A 23,476-nucleotide genomic window follows, 5' to 3' on the forward strand; every position below is an offset into this window, starting at 1 on the left:
TGCACCAATAGTCATACGATTGCAAGTCTGAAGCGCAATCATATGTTTTTAATAACGTCAGCAAAGTTATGACAAGATGTATGTGTGACTTCTGAGGCAAACGCCGGCGCACTGCACGGCAATTTGCTCACCGCGCTGGGGGCGGCCATCGTGTCTGCGAAGTACCCGGCGGGGCAGGTCCTGACGCTGGAAGGGGTCAGCGCCGAGCACGGGGTGTCACGCAGCGTCGCCCGCGAGGCGATTCGCGTGCTCGAGTCGATGGGAATGGTGGAGTCGCGCCGCCGGGTCGGCATCACGATCCAGCCTGCGGCGAAGTGGAACGTTTTCGATCCCCGGCTCATTCGCTGGCGGCTGGAGGCCGGGGACCGCGCCGCGCAGTTGGTTTCGCTGTCCGAACTGCGTCGCGGCTTCGAGCCCGCGGCCGCGGCGTTGGCCGCCAGACGCGCCGACCCCCACCAGTGCCGGATCATGGCGGCCGCGGTGTCGGACATGGTGGTGCACGGCCGGTCCGGCGACCTGGAGGCATATCTGTTGGCGGACAAGATCTTTCACAAGACCCTACTGGAGGCCAGCGGCAACGAGATGTTCCGTGCGCTTAACGGTGTGGTGGCCGAGGTGCTCGCGGGCCGCACCCACCACGGCATGATGCCGGACTCGCCCAACCCCGCGGCGATCGAACTGCACGACCAGGTCGCGCGCACGATCCGGTTGCGCGACGAAGAAGGCGCCGAGCGGGCCATGCGCGCCATCATCGACGAGGCGGTATCGGCTGTGGCCGAGGAGTTTTCGGATCCGGCCTAAGGCTTCGGGGTGTAGCTGTAATTGATGCTGCCGTCGCTGACGGTGGTGACCGTCAATGTGAACGCCGCCGTTTGCGAGCCGGTGACCACCGTGCAGTCGACCGTGTTGCCCGGCGTGCCCTCGAGGTTGTCTGCGCACCGCGCGGAATCGGGCCGCAGGCCGGTTTGCCGTTGCAGGTCGTCGAGCAGCGACGTGGCCACTTCGTCCCTGGTCAGCACGGGCACCACGTCGAAGTTCATCATCAGCCCCTCGACGCCGGTCACTTCGACCGTGCGCCGAAGCGTGAGTCCGCCTGAGTCGACTTCGCAGTGCGCGGTGGCGCCGGTCTTACCGTCGAGACCGGATTCGCACCGCACAGACGCCACCGGGGCGCGCGTCGCATCGGCGACGAGTCGCGAGACCGCCTTCTCGAGTTGTCCTTTCGACACCGCAGGGCGCATCTCGTAGTTGATGGTGCTCCCCTGCACGCCGGTGACCGTGACGACCGGTTCGAAGCTGTTGGTCGGACTCATCACCACCTCGCAACGCGCAGTCCTGCCCACTTCGCCTTCGAGATTCTGTTGACAGGTGACCGACTGCGGTTTTTCGCCTGCCGCAGCGAGCCGATCGGCGATGTCGGTCTGCAGCGCTTCCTTTCCGACGGCAGGCGTGTTGCCCACTCCGACGCTGGCATCACACGCCAAGATGAGCGCTCCAAGGGTCGCCATAGCGCCAACGGTCGTAGTCACCGTATGCACGGCCGCCTGCTGGACCCGTACTGGCATGCCACCCCCGGGCGATTGCAGGGACCATAACAAGTCGTCGAGTGACGTGATGGTTAACTGCAGAAGTGACCAGACATCCTTCGCTTGCCCGCCGGTTCTTCGAACGCTTCGAACCGGTGCACGGTGTCACGTATTTCGCGCCGGAGGCCCGAACGGCGCTCGACCAGCTGGGATTTCGCGGATTCTGGATGAGCTACTTCGCCGCCAGGTCCGCACCGTTCGGGGTGGTGCCCGCGCAGGTCGTCGCGGCCGCGTTTTACAACTTCGCCCCCGAACGCATCGCAAAGGCGCTGCCCGCGGCGTGGGACGTCGCGTCACCGGAAGACGCGCTGCGCGCCCGCGAAGAATCGGCGGTCGAAGCGCTACGCCGCTACGGCGTGACCGATGACGAGGCCGCCGCCGCAGCGGAACTGGCCGAGAAGGCGGCGCGCAGCGCACCGCTGGATGGCAGGCCGCTGTTCGCCGCGAACCTCGCTCTGCAGTGGCCGGACGATCCCGTCGCTCGGCTGTGGCATGCGGCGACACTGTTGCGCGAACAGCGCGGGGACGGACATGTCGCGGTCCTCGCGACGCTGGGGGTGTCGGGTCGGGAGTGCAATGTGCTCCATGCCGCCGCGGGCCGAGTGCCCGCGGAGATGATCATGCGCAGCCGCGACTATGACGAGGCGAAGTGGGAGAGGTACCGGTCGCAGTTGGCCGACCGGGGGCTGCTCGACGCCGACGGTGCGCTCACCGACGCCGGTCGGGACTTGAAGCAGCGCATCGAGGACACCACCGACACGCTGGCGCTGGCGGCACTCGACGCACTGACCGACGACGAAGTCGAGCGGCTGTTTCGGGCGCTCACGCCGATCACCCGCAAAGTGGTCGCGGCGGGCGATGTGCCCGCGGCGACGCCGATGGGCCTCACCCGCGACGACCTGCACGACGACAGCGCCCACCTGGTCTGACCGGTCTCGTTCGGCGAGCGACCGCGTCTGCACGCCGACACGCCGTGTTCTGCGTACATTCTGCGGTCACTCGCGGCACGCTGAGGGCGTGACCGTGTTGAAATCCGTCGCCTTGTTCGTGCTCGCCGCGCTGCTGGAGATCGGCGGCGCTTGGCTGGTGTGGCAAGGCGTGCGTGAACACCGCGGATGGGTCTGGGCCGGTGCGGGGGTGATCGCGCTGGGCGCCTACGGATTCGTCGCCGCGTTTCAGCCCGACGCGCATTTCGGCCGAGTGCTGGCCGCCTACGGTGGGGTGTTCATCGCGGGCTCACTGTTCTGGGGAATGGTCGCCGACGGCTTCCGGCCCGACCGCTGGGACATCGCGGGCGCCGCGGTGAGCCTGATCGGTGTTGGCCTGCTGATGTACGCTCCGCGCTGATGCGTGTCATCGTCACCGGCGGCAACAGCGGCGTCGGACAAGCCACGGCCGCGGCCCTTGCCGCCGAGGGCCACAGTGTTGTTCTTGCCTGCCGCAACCTCGCCAAGGCCGACCAAGCCGCCGCCGCGATGTCCGGCGACGTGTCGGCCGCCGAGCTCGACCTCGCCGACCTTGCCAGTGTGCGAGCGTTCGCCGAATCGGTGAAAACCGTTGACGTGCTTGTCAACAACGCCGGTGTGATGAACCTGCCGCTGACACGGACCGCGGACGGCTTCGAGGCGCACATGGGCACGAACCATCTCGGCCACTTCGCGTTGACATGTCTGCTCGCCGACAAGATCACCGACCGGGTCATCTCGGTGGCCAGCGCGATGTATCACTTCGCGCGTATTCATTTCGACGACCTGAACTGGCAGCGCAGGAGGTACGCGCGCACCGCGGCGTATGCAGAGTCGAAGCTCGCCAATCTGCTGTTCGTGCACGAACTGGCCGCACGCGGCGTGCGCGCCTACGCCTCGGATCCCGGGATGACCGACAGCGGCATCACCAGGCGCGCCGCAGAGGGGTTGCCGGTGGGTGAGCGAAATCTGGTGTGGCGCATGCTGCATACGCCGGCTCAGGGTGCGCGCGCCACGCTCGAGGCGGTGCGCACCGATCTGCCGAGCGGTACGTATTTCGCGCCGCGGTTCAACCAGTGGGGCAAGCCGCGGGTCACCGGGTTACGAAAGAAGGCCCGCGATCCGGTGGCGGCCCGCCGGTTGTGGGAGCTGTCCGCGGAGTTGACGAACTGCGACTGGCCGGGCTGACCCGCGCGAGCGACCGCTTTTGCACAGGATTCCGCGGCGTGTCGACGTGCAAACACGGTCGCTCGCGGAGAAGGAGGGTCAGCGCTGGTTGCGGTTCCACTCAACCCAGCCGACTCCGGTGCGGCCGTCGTCGGTGGTGATCGTCGCCCATGCCCGCGGGAAGTGGCTGATGCGGCCGTCGGGCGCGGTCAGCAGCACCGGAGCGTGCCCGCGGATGTCGATGGTCGCGGTGACGTCGCCGTAGGTGATGGTCGTCGCTGTCGGTAGGCCGTTGTCCGCGAACGCTTCCCGTGTCGCGGTGGCCTGCACCTCCACCAGCGGGCGATCGGTCGGCTGCACATATCCGACGCTGAAGGCCGGGGCGCCGGGGATGCGGATGTCGACGCCGTGCAGATGGGCGCCGTCGTCGAGGTGCAGCGCGCTCCACACCCAGTCCATCGCCCACCAGTCCCGCACGCCCCACGAGTGGTCACGCTGGCCCGCGACGTCGCGCACCATCACATCGCGGTCGCCGACGGTGACGGTGCCGGACACCGTGCACGGGATCTCGTAGCGCGGGGTGACGCGATACAGGTAGGGCACTCCGGCGGTCGACCACACCAGGTCCATCGCGACCTCGATCGGTGTGCCCGGCTCACCGCGCAGCAGCGCCGCCGGATCGTCGTAGCGCTGTCCCTGCCCCCGCACCGTCACCCGGTATGTCTGCAGCGGTTCGGTTGCGGCGAGGGTGAGTTCGAGTCGGTCGGTGCGCACCGCGGCGGGGTCGTCGGGCAGCGCGGCCTCGAAGTCGTTGATCGCCACGGTGGCCGAGTCGGGTCCGCATAGCAGCGCGTTCACCCATGCGGTGCGCTGATTGGGATACAGCCCCAACCGGATCCAGCCGCCAAGGCCCTGGTCCTGGTCGGCGAAGTCGAAGTACCAGCTCTCATTCCACAGCGGCTCATCGGTCGCCTCATGTGGACCCTCGTCGTCAGCAGCCGGAGTAAGCGGTTCTGGCGCAACGGGTTCCGGTAGGACGGCCAGCGCATCGGTGTCGAGCACATGCTGGCAGTGCCGCTGCAGCATCACCATGAACATCTCGTCACCGCGATCGGTCCGCTCGACCAGCATCGACGAGACGATCGCCATCATCACCCCGAAGAAGCTCTGCCGGCGCACGCCGTCGCGCACCTCGTCGAGCGTCAGCGCGGGATTCTCGCCGAGCGCGTCATGGTAGGCCCGCAGCAGCGCTTCATAGTGCGCACGGCGGACGTCGTCGGGCAGTGCGCAGCCGAGGAAGTACGCGACATCGGTCAACGCGGGGCCCCAGGTGACCGTCTGCCAGTCCACCACGGTCAGCGGCCGGTCGGCGCCTGCCTCACCGAACAGCATGTTGTCCAGCCGATAGTCGCCGTGCACCAGTCCGTGTGGCCGCTGTGCGGCGGATTCGCTTGCCACATAGGCATCGAAGCTCGCGACCAGCCGCTCGCACACCTGCTGGTGTTCGGGCGCGATGCGGTCGCGGTACCGGTCGACGAACCCGGCGTACAGTTGGCCGATCAACGCCTGGTTCATCGGCGACTCACGGTTGAGCCACTCGGCGTTGGCCATCGCGGTGTCGCCCAGCAGCGGCGCATGCACCCGGCCCAGCTCTGAGAGCGCGAGCATCGCCTGTTGCGCTGTCGCGCCGCGGATCTCGTCGCCCACCACCGCGGGTCCGGCGTCGCCGAGCAGCAAGTGGAAAGCCCCGGTCTCGGTGTCGATCCCGGCGTGGTGACACGGGGCGATGGGCCCGTCGATGCCGGGTGCGATATCGGTGTAGAACCGCACTTCCCGTTCGTAGAGGCCCAACGCCAGACCGGTCTGCCTGCTCACCGGGTCGGTCGCCGCGACCTTGAGCACCACCGAAGCCGGGCCGTCCTGACCGTCGGCGTAGCCGAGTTCGACGCGGTAGCACTCGCTCATCTGGCCGGTGCCGATGCGGTCGAACGTGAAGTCGCGCACCGGAGCACCGAGCGCCGCGGAGAGCCACTCGGCCGTCAGATCGGCGGGCCGCTCGATGATGTCAGTGGTGTGCACTGGTGGCCTGGGTGTGTGCGCCCTCGACGTCGAGCGACGGGTTGCGGTCGAAGAAGCCGAACGGCTTGAGCCAGAACGACACCACGTCGACGGGCATCACCGGCCAGTCTTCCGGTCGGGTGATGTGGTGAATGCCGAACACGTACCACAGCACGACATCGGTGTTGTCGATGGACCTGTTGGCCCGGGTCCACCGGCCCAGCCCGGTGTCGTGTGCCGATTGGTTGACGAATTCGCCTGCCGGCCAACGCTCGTCGGGCCGGTTCGGTGTCACCCACAGGGTGTGCCCGATCACTCCGGCGCGTTCGATCACCGGAGATTCCGGATCGAACATCGGCGGAATCGCCCCGGTCGGCACAAGCTTGTACGACGGATGCGTGCCAAGGCCGTTGACCACGTTGGTGTTGACCACCTTCCAGCTGCGTTGAGTTGCGAAGTTGACGTCCTGTTTGGCCTGGCTCTCGCTGCGCAACGGCACGTTACGCACCACCAGTGAGAGCCCGTGCGGGTTGTCCGGACCGACCGGCTCCGGGTGCGACTCGGTCATGTACACGGTGTTGTCGCTGCCGTCGACGTCCATGTCCAGCCGTGCCACCAGAAAGTGTTGGTGGAAAGGCGCATACGTGCGCTCGTCGACGAGCGTGCCGTTCGGGTGCGGTTGGCCGGCGGCCAGCGGCGTGGTGACCATGATCCCGGTGGCCCGAACCTCGCATTCGATGTTGCCGTCCTGATACAGCCGCCAATACACCAGGTATTCGTAGTTCGCCACCGTGACGTGAAACGAGATGGTCAGTCGCCGCGACCTGCGCACCTCGGCGCCGACGTCGTGGTCGACGTGCTTCCACAGCACCGCGTCGTCTTCCTCATGGATGCAGATAGCGTTGGCGATGGTGTACGGCTCACCCTTGCTGTTGTGCAGAACGGCGTCCACATACCGGATCTCGCCGAGGCAGTCGCAGCCCAATTCCAGCGAGGTGGTCATGTAGCCGAGTCCCCACTCCCCGATGTCGAATGCGGTGCGCCGATAGTGGTCCACCGAGGGATCGCGATACGGGACGATCATCTCGGCGAACGACAATCGGTGTGCCACTGACCGATTCCGGTCTGCGTCGCGGTAGCGCACGGTGTGCAGGATCAAGCCCTCGCGGTAGTTGAAGCCGATGCGCAGCGACCAGTTCTGCCATTGCAGCAGGTTTCCGTCCAGCGTGAACGACGGGCCTTCGGGTTGGGTGACGTGCAGCGGCTTGAGCGGTTCGCGCCGCGATTCGGCGCGGATGGCCTCGGGGATGCGGCTGGGCACGTATTCGCCCATCACGTCAGGTGTCTCGACGCCACCGTCGTCCTCGACGCGCAGCAGTTCCATTGCGTTGAGGTCGATCACACAATGCAGACCGCTGACCAGATTCGCGTACGGGTTCGCCCCCGGCCCGGCCTTGAGCCAGCTGTCCGACCAGCCGAGTCGCCGGTTGCGGTACTCCTCGGGCAGCACCGCGTCGCCGTAGGTCCAGGTGTCGAAGAACACCAGATCCATGTCCGTGATGCCGCGGTTGGCCAGCGCCGCGATCACGTCGGGATGGGTGCGCAGCAACTGGTCGCATTCGACGAATTCGTCGACGGTGAAGTTGGCCTGCACACCCGGGATGTGCTCGAAAGACTCGGCCCGGTCATCGGTCAACGACACCACGCTCTTGTAGGTGGCGTTGGTGGACCGCTGCAGGCACACCGCGATCGCTCGCCGCGGCGGCGGCGCTCCCCCGTCGTCGAACGCGCGCAGTTCCGCCTTGCTCGGCTCCGCGAGTTCGATCGAGGCGAACCGCCAACCGGTCCCAACCCCGTGTTCACGGTCCAGGATCGATGCGACCGTCCTGAACTCATCCCCCGTCAGCGGGTCCAGTGGGTGAGCCACCGAATTACGCAATCACATCCGCTGCAGGCCGCGCAGCCGATTCGGGCGAGGATCTCATCCGGTCGCCAGGGAGAAATCGGCCCACGCCTGCCTGCGATCGGCATGTGGGTCGTATTCGACGCGGGGCCGCCGGTCCAGCACCATCACCGCCCGGTCTTCGGTGCTGTAGGCAGGCCAATCGTGCCCCGGCACACCGGTGCGGGAAAACGTCCGCCAGCGCGCCTGCACGTCGTCGCTGACCCGTAGCGCCGATCGGCGGTCCGACGCAGCGGTCAGCAGCCGACCGAATGCCGTGCGGTAGACGTCGAACACCGCCAACAACTCGGTGGCGTGCGTGGCCCCCAGACCCGACCAGCGCAGCGTCCTGGGCGCGTAGTCGTAGCGGTACAGGTACGTCGGCGCGTGCTGACTGTGCGCCTCCGCGATCTGCCATGCCGCGGACCCGAACGCGAAATCGCCGCCGAACTGGATGCACGCCGAGGGGTCCGGGTAGCCGGGGTATGCGGCGGTAATGCGTTCGCGCTCATCGGGTTCCACCGCCGCGAGCAGTCGCTCGATGGTCGGCTCGGTCATCGGCAACAGCTTGAGGAACCGGCCGAACAGCCGGGCTTCCTCGGCGTTGGTGCCCACGATGAGCGGTACCCGATGCGCCGCGCCGGCCCCCATCGCCTCGACGGGATCGAGCGGTAGGTACTCGGTGTTGCGGGTCGGGCCCGCCGCGAACGCGCCGAGCATCTCCCGCTGGCCCTGGCGCACCAACCGGTCGAACGCGGCGACCAGGTCCGCGGGCCTGGCCGCCATCACCGCCCGGGCACCGTCGCCGCTGCCCGCGCCGAGCAGCGCGGCGAACTTCGCCGCGTATTCGGTGGCGATCTCGGGAGACCGGACCATACCCGCGGCCGGGCTCTCCGAAATCGCCTGCGCGAAAAGGCCTTTGGCCTCGGGAACGGCCAACAGCGTGGCGACCGCATGGGCCCCCGCGCTCTCGCCGAAGATGGTCACGTTGTCCGGGTCGCCGCCGAACACCGCGATGTTGTCGCGCACCCAGCGCAGCGCCATCACCAGATCGCGGAGGAACAGGTTGTCGTCGATCCTGATGTCCTTGGTGGACAGCGACGACAGGTCGAGGCAGCCCAGGGCGTTGAGCCGGTAGTTGACCGAGACGTACACACAGCCCTGGCGGGCCAGCGCCGCGCCGTCGTAGATCGGCGTCGCCGAGCTGCCCATGAAGTAGCCGCCGCCGTGGATGAACACCATCACCGGCAGCGGCTGTGCTGCCTGCCGTTTGGGGGTGACGACGTTGAGCGTCAGGCAGTCCTCCCCCATCGGCTGGTATTTGCCGGGACCGAGCACCGTGTACATCCGTTGCTGCGGTGCGCAGTAGCCGAAGCCGTGGCAGTACCGCACGCCGCGCCACGGCTCGACGGGCTGTGGTGCACGTAGACGCAGCGGGCCGACCGGCGGCCTGGCATACGGGATCGACCGCCACCTGTTCACGCCGTCACGGGTGAAGCCCTCGACCGTGCCCGACTCGATAGTTGCGCGGACAACGTGTTGGTGCATGGCTCCGACGGTATCGAACGAGCCCGGCCGCCGCGCCTGGCGTCCGATCGCGTGTCGGCCCGCTAGCCTTGGCCGTTATGCGGATTGCTGCCCTGATCGCGGCGTCTGTGCTGGTGGCGGGATGTTCGCACTCGGTCGGCCCTTTCCCCCCCCCAGGGCGAACATACCCCCCCCAGCACAGACCCCCCCGTCAGGGCAGCAAACCGCCTAACAGGCAAAGCCAGCGGGCCCACAACCGACTGGGCGCCCGGCGCGGCCGCCCGGCCCGGTCCCTACCCCCCGCGCCATGCCACAACACGCTGTCCCCGCCGCCGATGAGTGACGTCATCGCCTGGGTGGAAGCAGGCACGCCCGCCGACCCGGCGCAATTCCACTCCGCCTCGCGCGGCGGCGAAACGACCGATCTCGGCGCGGACGTCGCCTTCGTCACCCCGTCGGGCAAGACCAATTGCATGACCGACTCTGCGCACAGCGCGGGCGCATTGGCGTGCCTGGTGGATCTGAAGGACCCGCCGCCGCGGCCTGACGACGCCTATGGCGAGTGGAAAGGCGGTTGGGTCGACTTCGACGGGATGAGCGTTCAGGTCGGATCGGTACACGGCGACCCGGGCCGGTTCGACGCGGGCACCGGCGCCGAACTGCCGTACGCTCAGTCGCTGGCGTTCGGCGACTACCGCTGCCGCAGCGACCAGGCGGGGCTGGTGTGCGTCAACTACGCGCACCAATCGGCGGCGCGGCTCAGCGACGCCGGCGTGCAGGTGTTCGGGTGCTTACAGCCTGCCACCGCCCCGCCGCAGATCGGCGAGATGTTCAGCTGCTGAGCGCGTGCGCGGGATAGGCGTGCACGATCACCGAGCTGAGCTTCGGATTGCTGTGCGCCAGTTCGTGTTCGGCGCTGTGGGCGATGGTGTGCGCCTCGGCAAGGCTCAACGACGGATCGACGTCGAGTTCGACGTCGGCCTCGAGTTGGTGACCGACCCACCGCATCCTGACCCGGCGCACCGCGCGGACGCCGGGTCTGGCCGCCAATACGGTCACGGCGTCGTCGACCAGTTCGGGATCGACACGATCCAGTAGCCTGCCGAACACGTCGCGCGCCGCGAAGACCAGGACGACGACGATGGTCGCGGCGATCACCAGGCCGACGATCGGGTCGGCGGCGGGGAACCCGAGCGCCGCCCCGGCGGCGCCCACGACGACGGCCAGCGACGTCAAACCGTCTGTGCGCGCGTGCAATCCGTCGGCCCGCAGCGCCGCGGAACCGATTCGCTTGCCGACACGGATGCGGTACAGCGCCACCACCTCGTTGCCGAGGAATCCGACGACGCCGGCTGCCGCCACCCAGCCAAGGTGAGTCAGCGGGACGGGGTCGATGAGCCTACGGATCGCCTCGACCGCGGCGATCACGGCGGAGATCGCGATCATCGCGACCACGAACAGGCCCGCCAGATCCTCGACCCTGCCGAAGCCGTAGGTGTACCGACGGGTGGCCGCGCGCCTGCTCATTGCGAACGCGATCCACAGCGGCACCGCGGTCAGTGCGTCGGAGAAGTTGTGCACGGTGTCGGCGAACAATGCGACCGAACCGGATAGCGCCACGATGACCAACTGGGCGGCGGCGGTCAGGCCCAACACCACCAGACTGATCTTGACCGCACGGATGCCCGCGTCGCTGTCACGCAATGCGTCGTCGACGGCGGGGCTGTGGTCGTGGCTGTGCCCCAGTCCCATCAGCCGGTCGCTTCCTCGTGCAGCACCCGCAATTCCTTGTCGTCGAGGTGGTGTGCGGGCACGCCGCCCGCCGCATGTTCGGCGTTGTGTATTGCGTCGGTGAGGAGTTGGCGGACGTGGTCGTTCTCCAGCCGGTAGAACACCTGGGTGCCCTCCCTGCGGGTCCGCACCAGCCGTGCCATCCGCAGTTTCGCCAGATGCTGCGACACCGACGGCCCGGGCTTGCCGACCCGTCCTGCGAGTTCGTTGACCGAGAGTTCGCGGTCGGCCAGCGCCCACAGCAGCTGAATGCGGGTGGCGTCGGCCAGCATCCGGAACACCTCGACCACCAGGTCGGCCTGTTCGTCCGCCAGCCGTCGCGCACAGATCTGCTTATCTGCATTCATACGCAGATAATAGCGCTCGGTTAGACCGGTCGGGCGCTCTCCCGTGCCCGGGCGGGATAGATCTGCGTCATGCCGATGGCGCCGACGATCACCACGACCGGGATCACCGCTTTGGTCCAACCCGCGGTCTCGGGTGCGTCGACGGCGACGTAGCCGAGGACGGCGATCAGCGCGAAGACCAGCGCCCACATCAGCGTGAGTACCCGGTTGGTGCGCCGGAACGCCGCCTTCTCCCAGTCGTCACGCGGTCCGCGCTCGGGCGCGTACTGCGCGGTGAACGGCACGAACGCCAGCGACGCCACCGACATCACCGCGAGCACGCCACTCGACAGCGTGGTGGCGTAGGTGTCCATCCAGTCGCGGTCCTCGGCGCCGACGACCATGCCTGCGATGGTCACCGCGACGAAGAACACGATGGTCACCACTTCCAGCAGGCGCGGTCCGCCGCGGCCTGCGGACACCCCGAGCGTCAGCGCCGCGATCACCGCGCATATCGCGCCGAACATCCAGGTGCTCGGACCGTCGGCGACCACCCAATAGATGATCCACGGCGCGAACCCGACGAACGGGCTGCGCTCAAACCACGCGTCCACGGTTCAGTTCTATGCGCGAGCAGACGCAGAAACGTGCAAAATCCGCTGAATTGACACGTTTCTATGTCTGCTCGCGGGTTCTAGGCGACGCCCTTCTGCTTCAGCAGCGGCAGCACGCCCTCGGCGAACCAGTAGGCCTCCTCCAGATGCGGATAGCCGGACAGGATGAACTCGTCGAAGCCGAGCGAGTGGTACTCGTAGATGAGGTTCGCGACTTCTTCGTGGCTGCCGACCAACGCGGTACCCGCCCCGCCGCGAACCAGCCCGACACCGGCCCACAGGTTCGGGTAGATCTCCAACTGATCCACCCGACCGCCGTGCAGCGCTGTCATCCGACGCTGCCCTTCGGACTGCGACTTGGCGTGCAGCTCAGTGGCTTTGGCGATCTGGTCGGGGCTGAGCTCGGCCAGCAACTCGTCGGCGACGGCCCACGCCGCGGCGGAGGTGTCGCGGCTGATGGTGTGCAGGCGGATGCCGAACCGCACGTTGCGGCCGCGCTCTTCGGCGAGCTTGCGCACGGCCGCGATCTTGGCTGCGGCGGCCTGCGGCGGCTCACCCCAGGTCAGATAGACGTCGACGTACTGCGCGGCGATCGGCAGGGCGGCCGGCGATGACCCGCCGAAGTAGATCTGCGGCAGCGGATCCGGCGGCGTCGACACCCGCGCATCGGACCGAGTAGTACTTGCCCTCGAAGTCGAGGGAGTCCTGGCGCCAGATCGAATTGACGATGTGCAGGAACTCCCCTGTGCGGGCGTAGCGCTCGTCGTGGCTGAGCCAGTCGCCGAACCGGCGCTGCTCGAGGTCGTCGCCGCCGCTGACGATGTTGAGCAGCACGCGACCCTCGGAGAACCGCTGCAGCGCCGCCGTCTGTTGCGCAGCCAGGGTCGGCGGCACCAACCCGGGCCGGAACGCGACCAGAAACTTCAGTCGCTCGGTCTCGGCCAGTAGCGCCGATGCGGTCAACCACGCGTCCTCGCACCATGTTCCGGTCGGAGTGAGCACGCCTTCGTAGCCGAGGCGGTCGGCGGCGCGGGCCACCTCGGCCAGATAACGACGGCTTGGGGCGCGGTAGTTCGCGGGCACGGTGTGATGCGACGACGCGTGCGACGCGCCGACGATGGAGCGGCTGTCGCCGTTGGTGGGTAGGAACCAGAAGAACTTGGCCCGCGGAGCGGGCGATTCAGATGTGGCCCGCGGAGCGGGCGATTCAGATGTGGCCCGCGGAGCGGGCGATTCAGACTTGGCCCGCGCGGGCGATTCAGATGTGGCAGACACACGGACTCCTAATTGGTACTGACGAGCAGCGGGCGCAGTACGTCGTTGTAGCGGCGGTCCACCCAGTCATTGAATTTCGGTGCAGGGGACGCGATTTGGCCCGACGCGGCGAAGAGATCGGCAAGCTTCTGCTCGGAGGCGACGACCTCGTCGTCCAGCTCTGTCGGCAACCGCAGGCTGCGCCCCTGCGCGACGGCGGCCACCTTCGGATCGAGGCCGACGGCGGCGGCGTAGCCGTCCGCCCACTGCTGCGGGTGATCCTTGGCCCAACGGGCTGCCTTTTCGAAGCGCACCAACAGATCGGCAAGCGCGGTGTTGCGCTTCGGGTCGGCGAGTGCTGCATCCGACGCGATACCGAACCAGTAGCCGTTGGTGACGTCCCTGGCCTGACCGATGCTGCGCACCGGCAACTGCGCGGCCGCCTGCGCCGTATACGGATCCCAGATCGCCCACGCATCGGCCTGATGCTGCTTGAACGCCGACAAGGCGTCGGCGGGTTGCAGGAACACCAGCTTCACGTCCGACGGTGTCAGCCCCGCCTTGTCGAGCTGACCAAGAATGTGTCCGTGTGCAGAGCTGCCCTTGCCGACGACGATGCTCTTGCCACGCAGATCGGCGATCGACTGGATCGGCGAATCGGCATGCACCAGAATCTGATCGCCGTTACCGCCACCGTCGTACGCGGCCACCACCTTCACCTTCGCGTTGGACGCCGCCCCGAAGATCGGTGGGGTGTTCCCGGTGATCGCGAAGTCGATCTTGCCTGCCGTGGCGGCCTCGACCTGCGGCGGGCCCGACGTGAACGTGGAGAACGCCACTTGGTACGGCAGGTTGTCCAGCGCACCCGCAGCCCGCAGCAGTGACTCGGTGCCGCCCTTCTGATCGCCGACCTGCAGTGTGAGCCCGGATAGTTCAGACAGTGCCACGGTGGCGGGAGCCGCCGTGGCGCCCGAGTTGTCGGTGCGGGACACACATCCCGCGAGCAGAATTGTCGCGGCGATCACCACCGCGACCAAACGTGTCTTGGACAAGGTTTGCCTTTCTCAGATCTGGACGCCGAGTTTGTCGAGCAGTTCGTTCCGGTAACGGTCGGTGTGAATGCCAAACGACTCGCGCGGTTCGTCGATGGTCAAGGTGTGGATCACCCGGCCCGCCTCGAGCACGAGCACTCGGTCGGCGAGGGCGAGCGCTTCGTCCACGTCATGCGTGACGAGCAGCACGCCGAAACCGTGCTCGCGCCACAAGTCAAGCAGCAGCGCGCGCATGCTCAGCCGGGTCAGCGCGTCCAACGCGCCGAAGGGTTCGTCGAGCAGTAGCAGCTCCGGCTCGGCGACGAGGGCGCGGGCCAGCGAAACGCGTTGCGCCTGACCGCCGGACAGCGTCAGCGGCCAGGCGCCGGCGCGGTCTGCCAGGCCGACATCGGCCAGCGCCCGGTCTGCCCGGGCCTGGGCTTCTGCCCGCGGCAACCGGCTGCGGGTCAAGCCGTACACGACGTTGGTGCGTACGTCGCGCCACGGGAACAGCCGCGGCTCCTGAAACGCCAGCGCCGGGGCCCCGGAGACCACGCGCTCACCGGTGTGGTCCGTCGACAGTCCGGCGAAAACCCGTAGCACCGTGGACTTTCCAGAACCGCTGCGGCCGATGAGCGCAACGATCTCGCCGGGCCCAACCCGCACGTTGACGTCGACGAGCACGTGATGGTCGCCGTACCACTTGTCGACGTGGCGCAGTTCCCCCGCGGTCGCGGTCCGTCGTCCAGACACAATCGTCATGACCGGTACCTCAATGCTCGACGTTCCAATGTTCGGACGATGGCGTCGGTGCCGATTCCGAGGAGTGCGTAGACGATCAGACCGAAGATGATGATGTCGATCCGGAGGAAGTCGCGGGCGTTGTTGATCAGGAAGCCAATGCCCTTGTCCGCGTTGATCTGTTCGGCGACGATCAGCGTCAGCCAGGCGATCGCCAGGGACTGCCGCACACCGACGAGGACCTGCGGCGCGGCGCTGGGCAGGATGATCGTCCGAAACCGCTGCCAGAACGAGAATCCAAGCACCTGTGCGGTTTCGAATAGTTTCGGGTCGACCTGGCGGATCGCCGAGAAGGTGTTGAGGTAGAGCGGGAAGCTCACCCCGAGCGCGACCAGCAGCACCTTGGGCAGTTCACCGATCCCGAACCAGAGGATGAACAACGGGATCAAGCCGAGGTGCGGCAGCGCCCGGATCATCTGCATCGGCGGGTCGACGGTGGCCTCGAACCACCGTGACAGCCCGACGGCGGTTCCCAGTGCGACACCGAGGATTCCGCCGAGCAGCAGCCCCTCGACGACACGCAGCCCCGACACCTGCAGCGCATCCGCCAGTTGCCCTTTGTGGATCAGTTCGATCCCCGCCTCGACGATCAGTGACGGGGCAGGCAGGACATCCTGTGGGATCACGCCGACGGCGCTGCCCAACTGCCAGACACCGAGCAGAACGAGCGGCGACAACAGCCGGATCAATCCCCACTTGCGGTGGGCCCACCGGTCGGATCGCGCAGCAGTGGTCGACGCCAAAGGCACGGCCGACTCGGCGGAGATGGTCACGGTTGGTCGACGCTACGCGTCGCGACAAGGCCGTTGAAGACTTTGATTCTGGGTGATGAAAAGACCGACGGCCCAGCCGGATCAGGTGGTTGGGCGGTCAGCCCAACCGGAAGGTGCCGGTGACAAGGGTCGGTGTCACGTCGTGGCCGTTGATGGTCGACCGCGCACTCTTGTTCTGCAGGAACTGGATCTGTGACGCCTGCTGAAGCTGACGCTTGTTGCGCACACTGCTGCGGAACTGTTGTTCGTTGAGTTGCTGCAGTTCGGCCTGCTCGAAGTCACGGCCGCTGATGCTGCCGGTGTTGAACTGCACGCCGGTCGCCGAGCCGTCCTCACGCACCACCCACGATGCACGCACGCCCTCGAAATCGGCGGTGTACATGCCTGCGATGCCCGAAGCCGGCGCGGCGGTGAACTTGTAGGCGACACCGTTCATCGTCAGATCGCCCGTCACGTCGGTGCCGTTGAACTCGGCGCTCAACGTGTCGCGGAAGCGGGACTTGAGGTCGAGTTTGCCGTCGGTCTGGTTGCCGAAGAACCAGGCTTCGTCGTCGGTGCCGTTGCACGCATATGCGGCGACGGACGAACCGTCGACGGAGATGCCGATGGCCATGGTCTTGCCATCGGCCGCCTTCATGTCGGCGACGTATCGCGCCGACTGCGGGAACGGTTTCGCGGTCGCTGCGGGCGGCGTGGTGACCGCCTCGGAGGTGTTGGTGGCTTCGGTGGTGGTGCCGCCGGAGCATGCGGACAGGGTGCCAAGGGCGAGCAGCGCGCTGGCACCCAGGATCAGGGTGCGGAGGTGCTTGTTCATGGTGATCAGCATGTCCGGTTCACAGCCACTTCACATGAAGAATGTGTGGAGATTGCATGGAGATCCCCAGCGATATCAGGACGCGAGAAAGCGGTCGACCTCGGCGAGGAACGGCGGCCACGCCGGCTCGTCGGCGGTGAGCAGATGGTTGTTGCTCGACATCGCGACGAGTCGCGAATCGGGTATCAGCGCGGCGAGTTCCTCGGCGAATTGGATCGGCACCCGGTGGTCGTCGCGCGAATGCATGATCAGCGTCGGGCAGGTCAGTTGTGCCGCCTCGTCGCGAACGTCGATGCGCCCGAACTCCTCGAGGAAGCGGACCGCGTTCTCCGGCGAGGTGGTGCGCCGTTGCAGCTGATCGAACGCGGCCCAGTCGGCGCGGGTGCCGTCCGGCTGGAACTGCGCGGCGAACACCTGACGGAATGCCGGGTCATCTCGCCCCCAGCCGACCCTGGCGAGCTCCAGATCCAGGGCGGCTGCGCGCTTTTCCGCTTCGCTCACCGCTCGCACCGCCCGTCCGCGCGCGTAGGCGCCGCAGAGCACCAGATGGCTGACGCGGTCGGGATGCCGGGCCGCGTAGGCCACCGCCACCGCACCGCCCTGCGACACGCCGAGCAACGGAAAGCGCTCCAGCCCAAGGGATTCCACTACCGACTCGAGGTCGGCCACCCAGTCGTCGAAGGTGAAATCGGCGGCGTCCCAGTCCGATAGCCCGCAGCCACGTTCGTCGTAGCGGATGAAGCGGTACCGCGACGACAGTTCACACACCCAGTGTTTCCAGACGGGGCTTTCGATGTCGTAACCGAGGTGGGTCATCCAGTTGGCCGCCCTGACGAGCGGAGGGCCCTCCCCCGCGACCGCGTAGGCCAGTCGAACACCGTCGGCGGCGCGGCAGAACGCGATCTGCTGGCGCGGGGTGGGCGGCTCCGGCGCGGGATCAGGCTGCGCCGCAGGGTCGTCGGCGATGATCCCGACGAATTGGTAGCCGCGGCCGCGGACGGTCCTGATGTAGCGCTGCGATTCGCCGTCGTCGCCGAGCGCCCGCCGCGCAGCCTTGATGCGACTGGTCAGCGCCGCCTCGCCGACGAAGCGCCCGCCCCACACGGAGTCGAACAGTTCTTCTTTGGTGACGAACCGGTGCGAATTGCGCACCAGGTGGGTGAGGACGTCGAACACCTGCGGCTCGACGCGGACCACGGCGTCGCCGTTGCGCAGTTCGTAGCGCAGTGTGTCGAGCACGAACGCGTCGAAGCGCCACACCCCGGTCTCTGGAAGTGAAATGGACACCCGCGTTCCCCGTCTCGCGTTTCGTCGTTGGCAAATCGTAGAACGGGTGTCCTGCCCGCGATGTTCACCGCAAAAAACAATTTGGTGGCTAGCGCCAGCCGTCGGCCGCCTTCGCCGCGCGCATCAGCGCGTCGCACAGCTGGCGGAGCTCCGCCTCTTCCGCCCCTTCCTCGACCGCGATCGCGACGTCTTCGGCGGCGCATCTGACCTGGTAGACCCGGTCGGAGAGCTCGGAGGCCTCATCAGCGGTCAGCACCACGGAATCCGGAGCCAACGAGGTGCCCTTGACCATCGCGCGCTGTTCGTACGCGCGTTGCCGGCACGACTGCCGGCAGTACTGTCTGCGCCTGCCGAGTCCCGCGTCGGCGACTTCTCGACCACACCAGCGACAAGGCTGGGGTTTCACGCTTCGTCTTCCGTGCCCCACGGACCAGACTGTAAACCGGACGCGGCGCGGATCCCGGTATCATTGACCGTCGAGTCGGGAACTGCGCGCGGCGTTGCTGCGTTGTTTCTCCGGACAAATATTGACTTGAGGAGTGATGACGATGGCTGATCGTGTCTTGAGGGGCAGTCGCCTCGGAGCCGTGAGCTACGAGACTGACCGCAACCACGACCTGGCGCCGCGTCAGGTCGCCCGTTACCGCACCGAAAACGGCGAGGAGTTCGACGTTCCGTTCGCCGACGACGCCGAGATTCCCCACACCTGGCTGTGCCGCAACGGGATGGAAGGAACCCTGATCGAGGGTGATGCGCCCGAGCCCAAGAAGGTGAAGCCGCCGCGCACTCACTGGGACATGCTGCTGGAGCGCCGCTCCGTCGAGGAACTCGAGGAGTTGCTCAAGGAGCGCCTCGACCTCATCAAGGCCCGCCGGCGCGGGAACTAACTAGCGGGTGACACCGACGCCGCGGGCGCGATCCATCCGCCCGCGGAAACCCCATTCCGCGACCTTGAACAGGGCCTCGCGAATGTTGGATCCGCTCATCTTGGACTGACCGAACTCACGTTCGGTGAACGTGATGGGCACCTCGACCACGATGAAGCCGTTGTTGATGGTGCGCCAGGTCAGGTCGATCTGGAAGCAGTAGCCCTTGGAGTCCACCGCGGCCAGGTCGATCTTCTCGAGCACCTCCCGCCGGTAGGCGCGATAGCCGGCGGTGATGTCGTGGATGTCGACGCCGAGCAGGATGCGGGAGTAGCCGTTGGCCGTGCGCGACAGCACCAGCCTGCGGCGCGGCCAGTTGCGCACCTCGCCGCCGTGGACATAGCGCGAGCCGATCACCAGGTCCGCGCCCGCGTCGACGGCATCCAACAGCCGGTGCAGTTGCTCCGGCGGATGGCTGCCGTCGGCGTCCATCTCGACCAGCACCGAATACTCCCGATTCAGGCCCCACGCGAACCCGGCCAGGTACGCCGCGCCGAGCCCGCCCTTGGCGGTGCGGTGCATGACGTGGATCCGGTCGGTGTCGGCCAGCGACAGCTCGTCGGCCAGGTCGCCGGTGCCGTCGGGGCTGTTGTCGTCGACGATCAGGATGTGCACGTCGGGACGCGCTTTGTGCACCCGCTCGACGATCAGGGGCAGGTTCTCCCGCTCGTTGAAAGTGGGGATGATGACCAGAGTGCGCTCACTCGGGCTGGGAGGTTCCCCCACCGCTCCGCCCCTTGGGACGCCCATCTCGCTCCTTAATCCTTGCCGCGCCGTCCGAGCCGACGCACGAAACTCCCATTGTGCAGCATCGCGATGAGCACAGCGGCAACGCCGATCGCGGCCAGCAGGTACGAAACGATCGGTTCCCACCGGGTGGCGGGCGTGAGCTGCGTCTTTAGCCGCACCTGCATGTCGAGGTACGCCGGTTCGAAGAATCCGGTGCGAGCCAGCTCACGGCCGTCGGGAGCGATGACGGCGCTGATCCCGGTGGTGCCCACGACGACGACGTATCGGTCGTGTTCCACGGCCCGGAGCCTGCCGAACGCGAGTTGCTGCTCGCTCATCGCCTCGGTGAAGGTGGCATTGTTGGACGGCACGGCGAGCAGTTGGGCGCCGCTCTCCACCGCCTCGCGTGCGGCGCGGTCGAAGATGACCTCCCAGCACGTCGTCACCCCGATGGGCACGCCCGCCGCGTTGACCACCCCGTTGCCGGTGCCGGGCACGAAGTAGCCGGCCCGGTCGGCGTAGGACGACAGATGCTTGAAGAAGCCCCGCCACGGCAAATACTCGCCGAACGGCTGAATGATCTTCTTGTCGTGCCGGTCGGCGGGGCCGCTGCCCGGATTCCACACGATCACCGAGTTGGTGGCCACCGGGTTGTCGGGGCTGTAACCGGGGGCGGCGACGACGCCACCGACCAGGATGGGCGCCCGGATCGCCGCGGCGGCGGTGTTGATCTCCTCGCGGGCGTCGGTGTTGGTCAGCGGATCGATGTCGGACGAGTTCTCCGGCCAGATGACGACCATCGGCTGCGGTGCCCGACCGGCGTGTACGTCGTCGGCGAGTTGCATCGTCTGACGGACGTGGTTGTCGAGGACCGCGCGGCGCTGCGCGTTGAACTCCAGTCCGAGTCGCGGCACGTTGCCCTGGACCGCGGCGACCGTGACCGCCGGATCGTCGCCCGCGCCGACGCCGGACTGCTTGACGTGTGGCCACGCCAGCGCGGTGCACAGCAGCACGGCGCTGATGCACACCCCCGGCAGCACCACAGCGGACGGCGCACCGGCCTCGTCGCCTTTGCGGCGCCACCACTTGATGATCTCGAAGGTGATGGCCGCCAGACTGAATCCGGTCAACACCACCGCGAACGACAGCAGTGGCGCACCGCCGAGTTGCGCAAGTGCCAGCAGCGGACCGTTCGTCTGACTGAAACCGACGACGCCCCAGGGAAATCCACCGAACGGGACGGTGGACTTCAACCACTCCGTGGCCGCCCACAGCCCGGCGAACCAGAACACCCAGCCCGACAACCGCCGAACGTAGACGGCGGCCAGCCCGAACAGTGCGGTGAAAAGCGCCTCGACCGCCGACAGCGCGATCCACGGGGCCGGGCCCACCAGACCGCTGATCCACGGGATGAGGGGCAGATAGAAGGCCAGCCCGAACAGGAAGCCGTACCCGAATCCGCCTGCCCGGGTTGTCGTCTCGCGGGTGAGCACCCAGGCCAGCAGGCCGACCGCCGCAAACGCGGCGAACCACCAACTGAACGGCGGGAAGCTCACACACAGTGCCAACCCGGCGACGATCGTGACACCCAGCTGGGCCAGCCGGTCCACCACGGCCTGGCCGAATCGCTTTGCCCGCGTTTGGATTTCAGCCTTCCAATCGCGGCCTTTTGCGGGTGCCAGTTCGGCGTAGTCTTCGCCTTCCACCGGCTCTTCGGTGTCGTCGACGATCGGCGGGAATGTCTCCGTGTCGTCGGCTGCGCGGGCCCATTCGCGTCGGCGGCCGGACGGGTTAGCCATGTATGACGGCACCCCGGTGAACCGTTTGCCTGCAACGCGGCAACGGGTCGTCGAGTCGCGGCAGCGGCGGCACCCGCGACCGCTGATCGGTCGACCACCGCTGCACCGCATCGGCAGGCGCGCTGACTTCCAGGGCGTCGGTCTCCCAGACGGCATAGGACGCCGGGGCACCCGGGACGAGGGTTCCGGTGATGCCGTCGCGGGCGCCGCCTGCCCGCCACGCACCGCGGGTCGCCGCTGCGAACGCGGCCCGCGCCGACACCGCGCTGCCTGGAGTGCGGTGTCGGGTCGCGGCACGCACCGTCGCCCACGGATTCAACCCCGTCACAGGGCTGTCCGAGCCGAAGGCGATTGGCACGCCTTGGGATGCTAGCAGCGCAAACGGGTTCAATTTGACGCCTCGGCCAAGCCCGAGGCGGTGCGCGTACATCCCGTCCTCGCCGCCCCACAGCGCGTCGAAATTCGGCTGCATGCTCGCGAACACGCCCCAGGAACCGAGCTTGGCCGCCTGCTCCGGCGTGACCATCTCGAGGTGCTCCAGCCGATGACCGCAGCGGGCGACCGCGGGCGCACCGAATTGGTCGACGACACGCTCGAGTCCCTCGACGACGGCGCTGACCGCGGCGTCGCCGATGACGTGGAAGCCCGCGGTGATGCCCGCCTCAGTGCAGGCCCGCAGATGGGCGATGATGGCGTCGACGTCGAGATAGGTGTTGCCGCAACAGTCGGGCGCATCGTCGTAGGGCGCGTGCAACCACGCGGTGCGGGAGCCGATCGCGCCGTCGACGAACAGGTCGCCGGCAAGACCTCGGGCACCCGTTCGCTCGATGAGCTCACGCGCCGCGTCCGCCGTCGTCACATGCTCGCCCCAATAGCCGGTGACCTCGACTCCGTGGTCGGTGTCGCGGACCTCGACCCAGTCATCGATGCCGCCGATCTGCGGACCCGCGCACTCGTGCACCACCGCGATGCCGAACGCGGCCGCCGCGTCGAGGGCCGCGATGCGGGCCTGACGGCGCTGCGCCGCGGTCAACCGGTCACGGGCGGCCGCGCGGACCAGATGGTGCGCCTCGCTGGTCAACGGCAGGTGCGGGTCGAAACCCGCCGCGCCTGCCAGATCGGGCGCCAGCCGCCGCAGCGCGGTCGACGCGGCCGCCGAGTGCACGTCGACGCGGGCCAGGTAGGCAGGCCGGTCGCCGACCACGCGGTCCAGGTCGTCGGTGCTGGGCGCGGTGTTCTCGGGCCAGCCGGACTCATCCCAGCCGTGGCCCCAGACGGGACCGTCGGGATGGCTGCCCACGTAGTCGGCGACCAGATCCAGGCAGTGCCGCAGCGAGGTGGCGGGCCGCAGGTCCAGACCGGCCAGCGTCAGCCCGGTCGCGGTGAGGTGGACGTGGCTGTCGACGAAGGCAGGCGCGACGAAACCGCCGTCGAGGTCGACGACCTCCGCACCCGGAAACTGTTGGCGCCCAACGTCGTCGCTACCGAGCCACGTGACGACGCCATCGGCGACCGCCATCGCGGTGGCGTCGGGCATGGCGGGGCTGTGCACCCGCCCGTTGAGCAGGAGAGTCGCCACTAGTCAGGCTTGCGCTCCACTGCGTGCGGCGGCACTTCGATGACCTCGCCGTCGATGTAGTCGCCGCGGCCTGAGGCGTCGTAGCCCCATCCGGTGGCCGCGATCGGACCGGCGGCAGCCACCAAGGGCACCCGGCGCGCGGCCATCGCGGCGATCAGCGGACGGGCGGCGGCCCTGGTCGGCGGCAGCAGGAACAACGCGCCGACCACAGAGCTGGCCAGTCCCGGAATCACGACGAGCACGGTACCGAGTGCGACGAGCAGGCTGTCCGTCGCGGCCCCCGGGACCGCTGCGGGCTTGAGGCCCGACTGGAGCCGGCGGAGGTGTCGCTTGACCTGTGATCCGGCCAGCGTGACACCGACCAGCCAGGTCGCGAGCAGTGCCACGATGGTCCAGCCGAAGCCGATCGTCGACGTCAGGGCCACGATGACCGCAAGCTCGACGACCAGATAGACCAGAAACAGCCGTATCGCCATGCCATGTGAACGTCGCTGGGCGCGGCTGGGT

General features: G+C 67.7%; 23 protein-coding genes and 1 pseudogene. 6 read left to right on the top strand and 18 right to left on the bottom strand.

Features of this window, described 5'->3' with window-relative positions; translation table 11 throughout:
• Nucleotides 1–84: 84 nt before the first annotated feature.
• Nucleotides 85–801, top strand: coding sequence for a FadR/GntR family transcriptional regulator (locus C1A30_RS04645; protein ID WP_101947067.1), 717 nt, complete (start codon nucleotides 85–87; stop codon nucleotides 799–801).
• On the opposite strand, the gene C1A30_RS04650 is transcribed toward C1A30_RS04645, so the two are convergent.
• Nucleotides 798–1,508 (bottom strand): DUF4333 domain-containing protein, encoded by a 711-nt coding sequence (locus tag C1A30_RS04650; protein ID WP_101947068.1) that lies wholly within the window; start codon nucleotides 1,506–1,508, stop codon nucleotides 798–800. The two genes, C1A30_RS04645 and C1A30_RS04650, sit on opposite strands and share 4 nt — an antisense overlap.
• Before the next feature lie 122 nt (nucleotides 1,509–1,630).
• On the opposite strand from C1A30_RS04650, the gene C1A30_RS04655 reads away from it, so the two are divergent.
• The 3 genes from C1A30_RS04655 (at nucleotide 1,631) to C1A30_RS04665 (ending at nucleotide 3,739) form a co-directional block, all read left to right on the top strand.
• The gene (locus C1A30_RS04655; protein WP_101947069.1) at nucleotides 1,631–2,515 is read left to right on the top strand and encodes a hypothetical protein; all 885 of its coding nucleotides are present in this window, start codon (nucleotides 1,631–1,633) and stop codon (nucleotides 2,513–2,515) included.
• 94 nt (nucleotides 2,516–2,609) lie between these two features.
• The gene (locus tag C1A30_RS04660) at nucleotides 2,610–2,933 is read left to right on the top strand and encodes a YnfA family protein (RefSeq protein WP_101947638.1); all 324 of its coding nucleotides are present in this window, start codon (nucleotides 2,610–2,612) and stop codon (nucleotides 2,931–2,933) included.
• Nucleotides 2,933–3,739, top strand: a complete 807-nt coding sequence (locus tag C1A30_RS04665) for an SDR family NAD(P)-dependent oxidoreductase (protein ID WP_101947070.1) — start codon at nucleotides 2,933–2,935, stop codon at nucleotides 3,737–3,739. Before C1A30_RS04660 ends, C1A30_RS04665 begins: the two co-directional genes overlap by 1 nt.
• Nucleotides 3,740–3,817: 78 nt before the next feature.
• Here C1A30_RS04665 and C1A30_RS04670 read toward each other — a convergent pair whose 3' ends face one another.
• Genes C1A30_RS04670 through C1A30_RS04680 form a run of 3 tightly spaced genes read right to left on the bottom strand, consistent with a single transcriptional unit; the run spans nucleotide 3,818 to nucleotide 9,266 of the window.
• A complete protein-coding gene (locus C1A30_RS04670) occupies nucleotides 3,818–5,797 on the bottom strand; it encodes a phosphotransferase (RefSeq protein WP_101947071.1) in 1,980 nt (659 codons plus the stop codon).
• The gene (locus C1A30_RS04675) at nucleotides 5,784–7,703 is read right to left on the bottom strand and encodes a primary-amine oxidase (protein ID WP_101947072.1); all 1,920 of its coding nucleotides are present in this window, start codon (nucleotides 7,701–7,703) and stop codon (nucleotides 5,784–5,786) included. Before C1A30_RS04675 ends, C1A30_RS04670 begins: the two co-directional genes overlap by 14 nt.
• Nucleotides 7,704–7,757: 54 nt before the next feature.
• A complete protein-coding gene (locus C1A30_RS04680; RefSeq protein WP_101947073.1) occupies nucleotides 7,758–9,266 on the bottom strand; it encodes a carboxylesterase/lipase family protein in 1,509 nt (502 codons plus the stop codon).
• A 77-nt stretch (nucleotides 9,267–9,343) separates the two neighbouring features.
• Between C1A30_RS04680 and C1A30_RS04685 the strand changes: the two genes are divergently transcribed.
• Nucleotides 9,344–10,087, top strand: a complete 744-nt coding sequence (locus C1A30_RS04685; RefSeq protein WP_101947074.1) for a hypothetical protein — start codon at nucleotides 9,344–9,346, stop codon at nucleotides 10,085–10,087.
• Here the strand turns inward: C1A30_RS04685 and C1A30_RS04690 are convergent.
• From C1A30_RS04690 to C1A30_RS04735, 10 genes and pseudogenes are all read right to left on the bottom strand, one after another.
• Nucleotides 10,077–10,997, bottom strand: coding sequence for a cation diffusion facilitator family transporter (locus C1A30_RS04690; RefSeq protein WP_101947075.1), 921 nt, complete (start codon nucleotides 10,995–10,997; stop codon nucleotides 10,077–10,079). The two genes, C1A30_RS04685 and C1A30_RS04690, sit on opposite strands and share 11 nt — an antisense overlap.
• Nucleotides 10,997–11,383: a metalloregulator ArsR/SmtB family transcription factor gene (locus tag C1A30_RS04695; RefSeq protein ID WP_101947076.1), complete on the bottom strand. Its 387-nt coding sequence runs from the start codon at nucleotides 11,381–11,383 to the stop codon at nucleotides 10,997–10,999. Before C1A30_RS04695 ends, C1A30_RS04690 begins: the two co-directional genes overlap by 1 nt.
• 20 nt (nucleotides 11,384–11,403) lie before the next feature.
• Entirely contained in the window at nucleotides 11,404–11,976 is a 573-nt protein-coding gene (locus C1A30_RS04700; RefSeq protein WP_101947077.1) for a hypothetical protein, read from the bottom strand.
• Nucleotides 11,977–12,056: 80 nt separating this feature from the next.
• Nucleotides 12,057–13,095: pseudogene (locus C1A30_RS04705) on the bottom strand (LLM class flavin-dependent oxidoreductase).
• Between the two features lie 164 nt (nucleotides 13,096–13,259).
• Nucleotides 13,260–14,282: an ABC transporter substrate-binding protein gene (locus C1A30_RS04710; RefSeq protein WP_101947078.1), complete on the bottom strand. Its 1,023-nt coding sequence runs from the start codon at nucleotides 14,280–14,282 to the stop codon at nucleotides 13,260–13,262.
• A gap of 12 nt (nucleotides 14,283–14,294) precedes the next feature.
• Nucleotides 14,295–15,023 (bottom strand): ABC transporter ATP-binding protein, encoded by a 729-nt coding sequence (locus C1A30_RS04715; protein ID WP_101947079.1) that lies wholly within the window; start codon nucleotides 15,021–15,023, stop codon nucleotides 14,295–14,297.
• Complete coding sequence (locus C1A30_RS04720) at nucleotides 15,020–15,805, bottom strand: ABC transporter permease (protein ID WP_369974104.1); 786 nt, start codon at nucleotides 15,803–15,805, stop codon at nucleotides 15,020–15,022. The genes C1A30_RS04715 and C1A30_RS04720 overlap by 4 nt, the downstream gene beginning before the upstream one ends.
• A gap of 127 nt (nucleotides 15,806–15,932) precedes the next feature.
• Nucleotides 15,933–16,649 carry a hypothetical protein gene (locus C1A30_RS04725; RefSeq protein ID WP_101947640.1) on the bottom strand — a complete coding sequence of 239 codons (717 nt, stop codon included), beginning with the start codon at nucleotides 16,647–16,649 and terminating at the stop codon, nucleotides 15,933–15,935.
• 75 nt (nucleotides 16,650–16,724) lie between these two features.
• Complete coding sequence (locus tag C1A30_RS04730) at nucleotides 16,725–17,936, bottom strand: alpha/beta fold hydrolase (RefSeq protein ID WP_235009649.1); 1,212 nt, start codon at nucleotides 17,934–17,936, stop codon at nucleotides 16,725–16,727.
• 88 nt (nucleotides 17,937–18,024) lie between these two features.
• Entirely contained in the window at nucleotides 18,025–18,342 is a 318-nt protein-coding gene (locus C1A30_RS04735; RefSeq protein ID WP_235009650.1) for a hypothetical protein, read from the bottom strand.
• Between the two features lie 142 nt (nucleotides 18,343–18,484).
• Here C1A30_RS04735 and rbpA point away from each other — a divergent pair, with 142 nt between their 5' ends.
• On the top strand, nucleotides 18,485–18,823 hold the full coding sequence (rbpA, locus tag C1A30_RS04740; protein ID WP_067801986.1) for an RNA polymerase-binding protein RbpA: 339 nt from the start codon (nucleotides 18,485–18,487) through the stop codon (nucleotides 18,821–18,823).
• Here rbpA and C1A30_RS36490 read toward each other — a convergent pair whose 3' ends face one another.
• Genes C1A30_RS36490 through C1A30_RS04760 form a run of 4 tightly spaced genes read right to left on the bottom strand, consistent with a single transcriptional unit; the run spans nucleotide 18,824 to nucleotide 23,445 of the window.
• On the bottom strand, nucleotides 18,824–19,612 hold the full coding sequence (locus C1A30_RS36490) for a polyprenol monophosphomannose synthase (RefSeq protein WP_101947081.1): 789 nt from the start codon (nucleotides 19,610–19,612) through the stop codon (nucleotides 18,824–18,826). It lies immediately after the preceding gene.
• A gap of 8 nt (nucleotides 19,613–19,620) precedes the next feature.
• Nucleotides 19,621–21,390 (bottom strand): apolipoprotein N-acyltransferase, encoded by a 1,770-nt coding sequence (lnt, locus tag C1A30_RS04750; RefSeq protein WP_101947082.1) that lies wholly within the window; start codon nucleotides 21,388–21,390, stop codon nucleotides 19,621–19,623.
• Complete coding sequence (locus C1A30_RS04755; protein ID WP_101947083.1) at nucleotides 21,383–22,969, bottom strand: amidohydrolase; 1,587 nt, start codon at nucleotides 22,967–22,969, stop codon at nucleotides 21,383–21,385. Before C1A30_RS04755 ends, lnt begins: the two co-directional genes overlap by 8 nt.
• Nucleotides 22,969–23,445, bottom strand: a complete 477-nt coding sequence (locus tag C1A30_RS04760; RefSeq protein ID WP_101947084.1) for an FxsA family protein — start codon at nucleotides 23,443–23,445, stop codon at nucleotides 22,969–22,971. Before C1A30_RS04760 ends, C1A30_RS04755 begins: the two co-directional genes overlap by 1 nt.
• Between the last annotated feature and the right edge of the window lie 31 nt (nucleotides 23,446–23,476).

It is taken from the genome of Mycobacterium sp. 3519A (genome assembly GCF_900240945.1).
Lineage (GTDB): Bacteria > Actinomycetota > Actinomycetes > Mycobacteriales > Mycobacteriaceae > Mycobacterium.

What these genes read in the sequence shown, in the direction of transcription:
- C1A30_RS04685 (WP_101947074.1), top strand. Translation starts at nt 9,344, where the DNA reads ATGCGGATTGCTGCCCTGATCGCGGCGTCTGTGCTGGTGGCGGGATGT.
- lnt (WP_101947082.1), bottom strand. Translation starts at nt 21,390, where the DNA reads ATGGCTAACCCGTCCGGCCGCCGACGCGAATGGGCCCGCGCAGCCGAC.
- C1A30_RS04690 (WP_101947075.1), bottom strand. Translation starts at nt 10,997, where the DNA reads ATGGGACTGGGGCACAGCCACGACCACAGCCCCGCCGTCGACGACGCA.
- C1A30_RS04715 (WP_101947079.1), bottom strand. Translation starts at nt 15,023, where the DNA reads ATGACGATTGTGTCTGGACGACGGACCGCGACCGCGGGGGAACTGCGC.
- C1A30_RS04695 (WP_101947076.1), bottom strand. Translation starts at nt 11,383, where the DNA reads ATGAATGCAGATAAGCAGATCTGTGCGCGACGGCTGGCGGACGAACAG.
- C1A30_RS04725 (WP_101947640.1), bottom strand. Translation starts at nt 16,649, where the DNA reads ATGAACAAGCACCTCCGCACCCTGATCCTGGGTGCCAGCGCGCTGCTC.
- C1A30_RS36490 (WP_101947081.1), bottom strand. Translation starts at nt 19,612, where the DNA reads ATGGGCGTCCCAAGGGGCGGAGCGGTGGGGGAACCTCCCAGCCCGAGT.
- C1A30_RS04680 (WP_101947073.1), bottom strand. Translation starts at nt 9,266, where the DNA reads ATGCACCAACACGTTGTCCGCGCAACTATCGAGTCGGGCACGGTCGAG.
- rbpA (WP_067801986.1), top strand. Translation starts at nt 18,485, where the DNA reads ATGGCTGATCGTGTCTTGAGGGGCAGTCGCCTCGGAGCCGTGAGCTAC.
- C1A30_RS04760 (WP_101947084.1), bottom strand. Translation starts at nt 23,445, where the DNA reads ATGGCGATACGGCTGTTTCTGGTCTATCTGGTCGTCGAGCTTGCGGTC.
- C1A30_RS04650 (WP_101947068.1), bottom strand. Translation starts at nt 1,508, where the DNA reads ATGGCGACCCTTGGAGCGCTCATCTTGGCGTGTGATGCCAGCGTCGGA.
- C1A30_RS04665 (WP_101947070.1), top strand. Translation starts at nt 2,933, where the DNA reads ATGCGTGTCATCGTCACCGGCGGCAACAGCGGCGTCGGACAAGCCACG.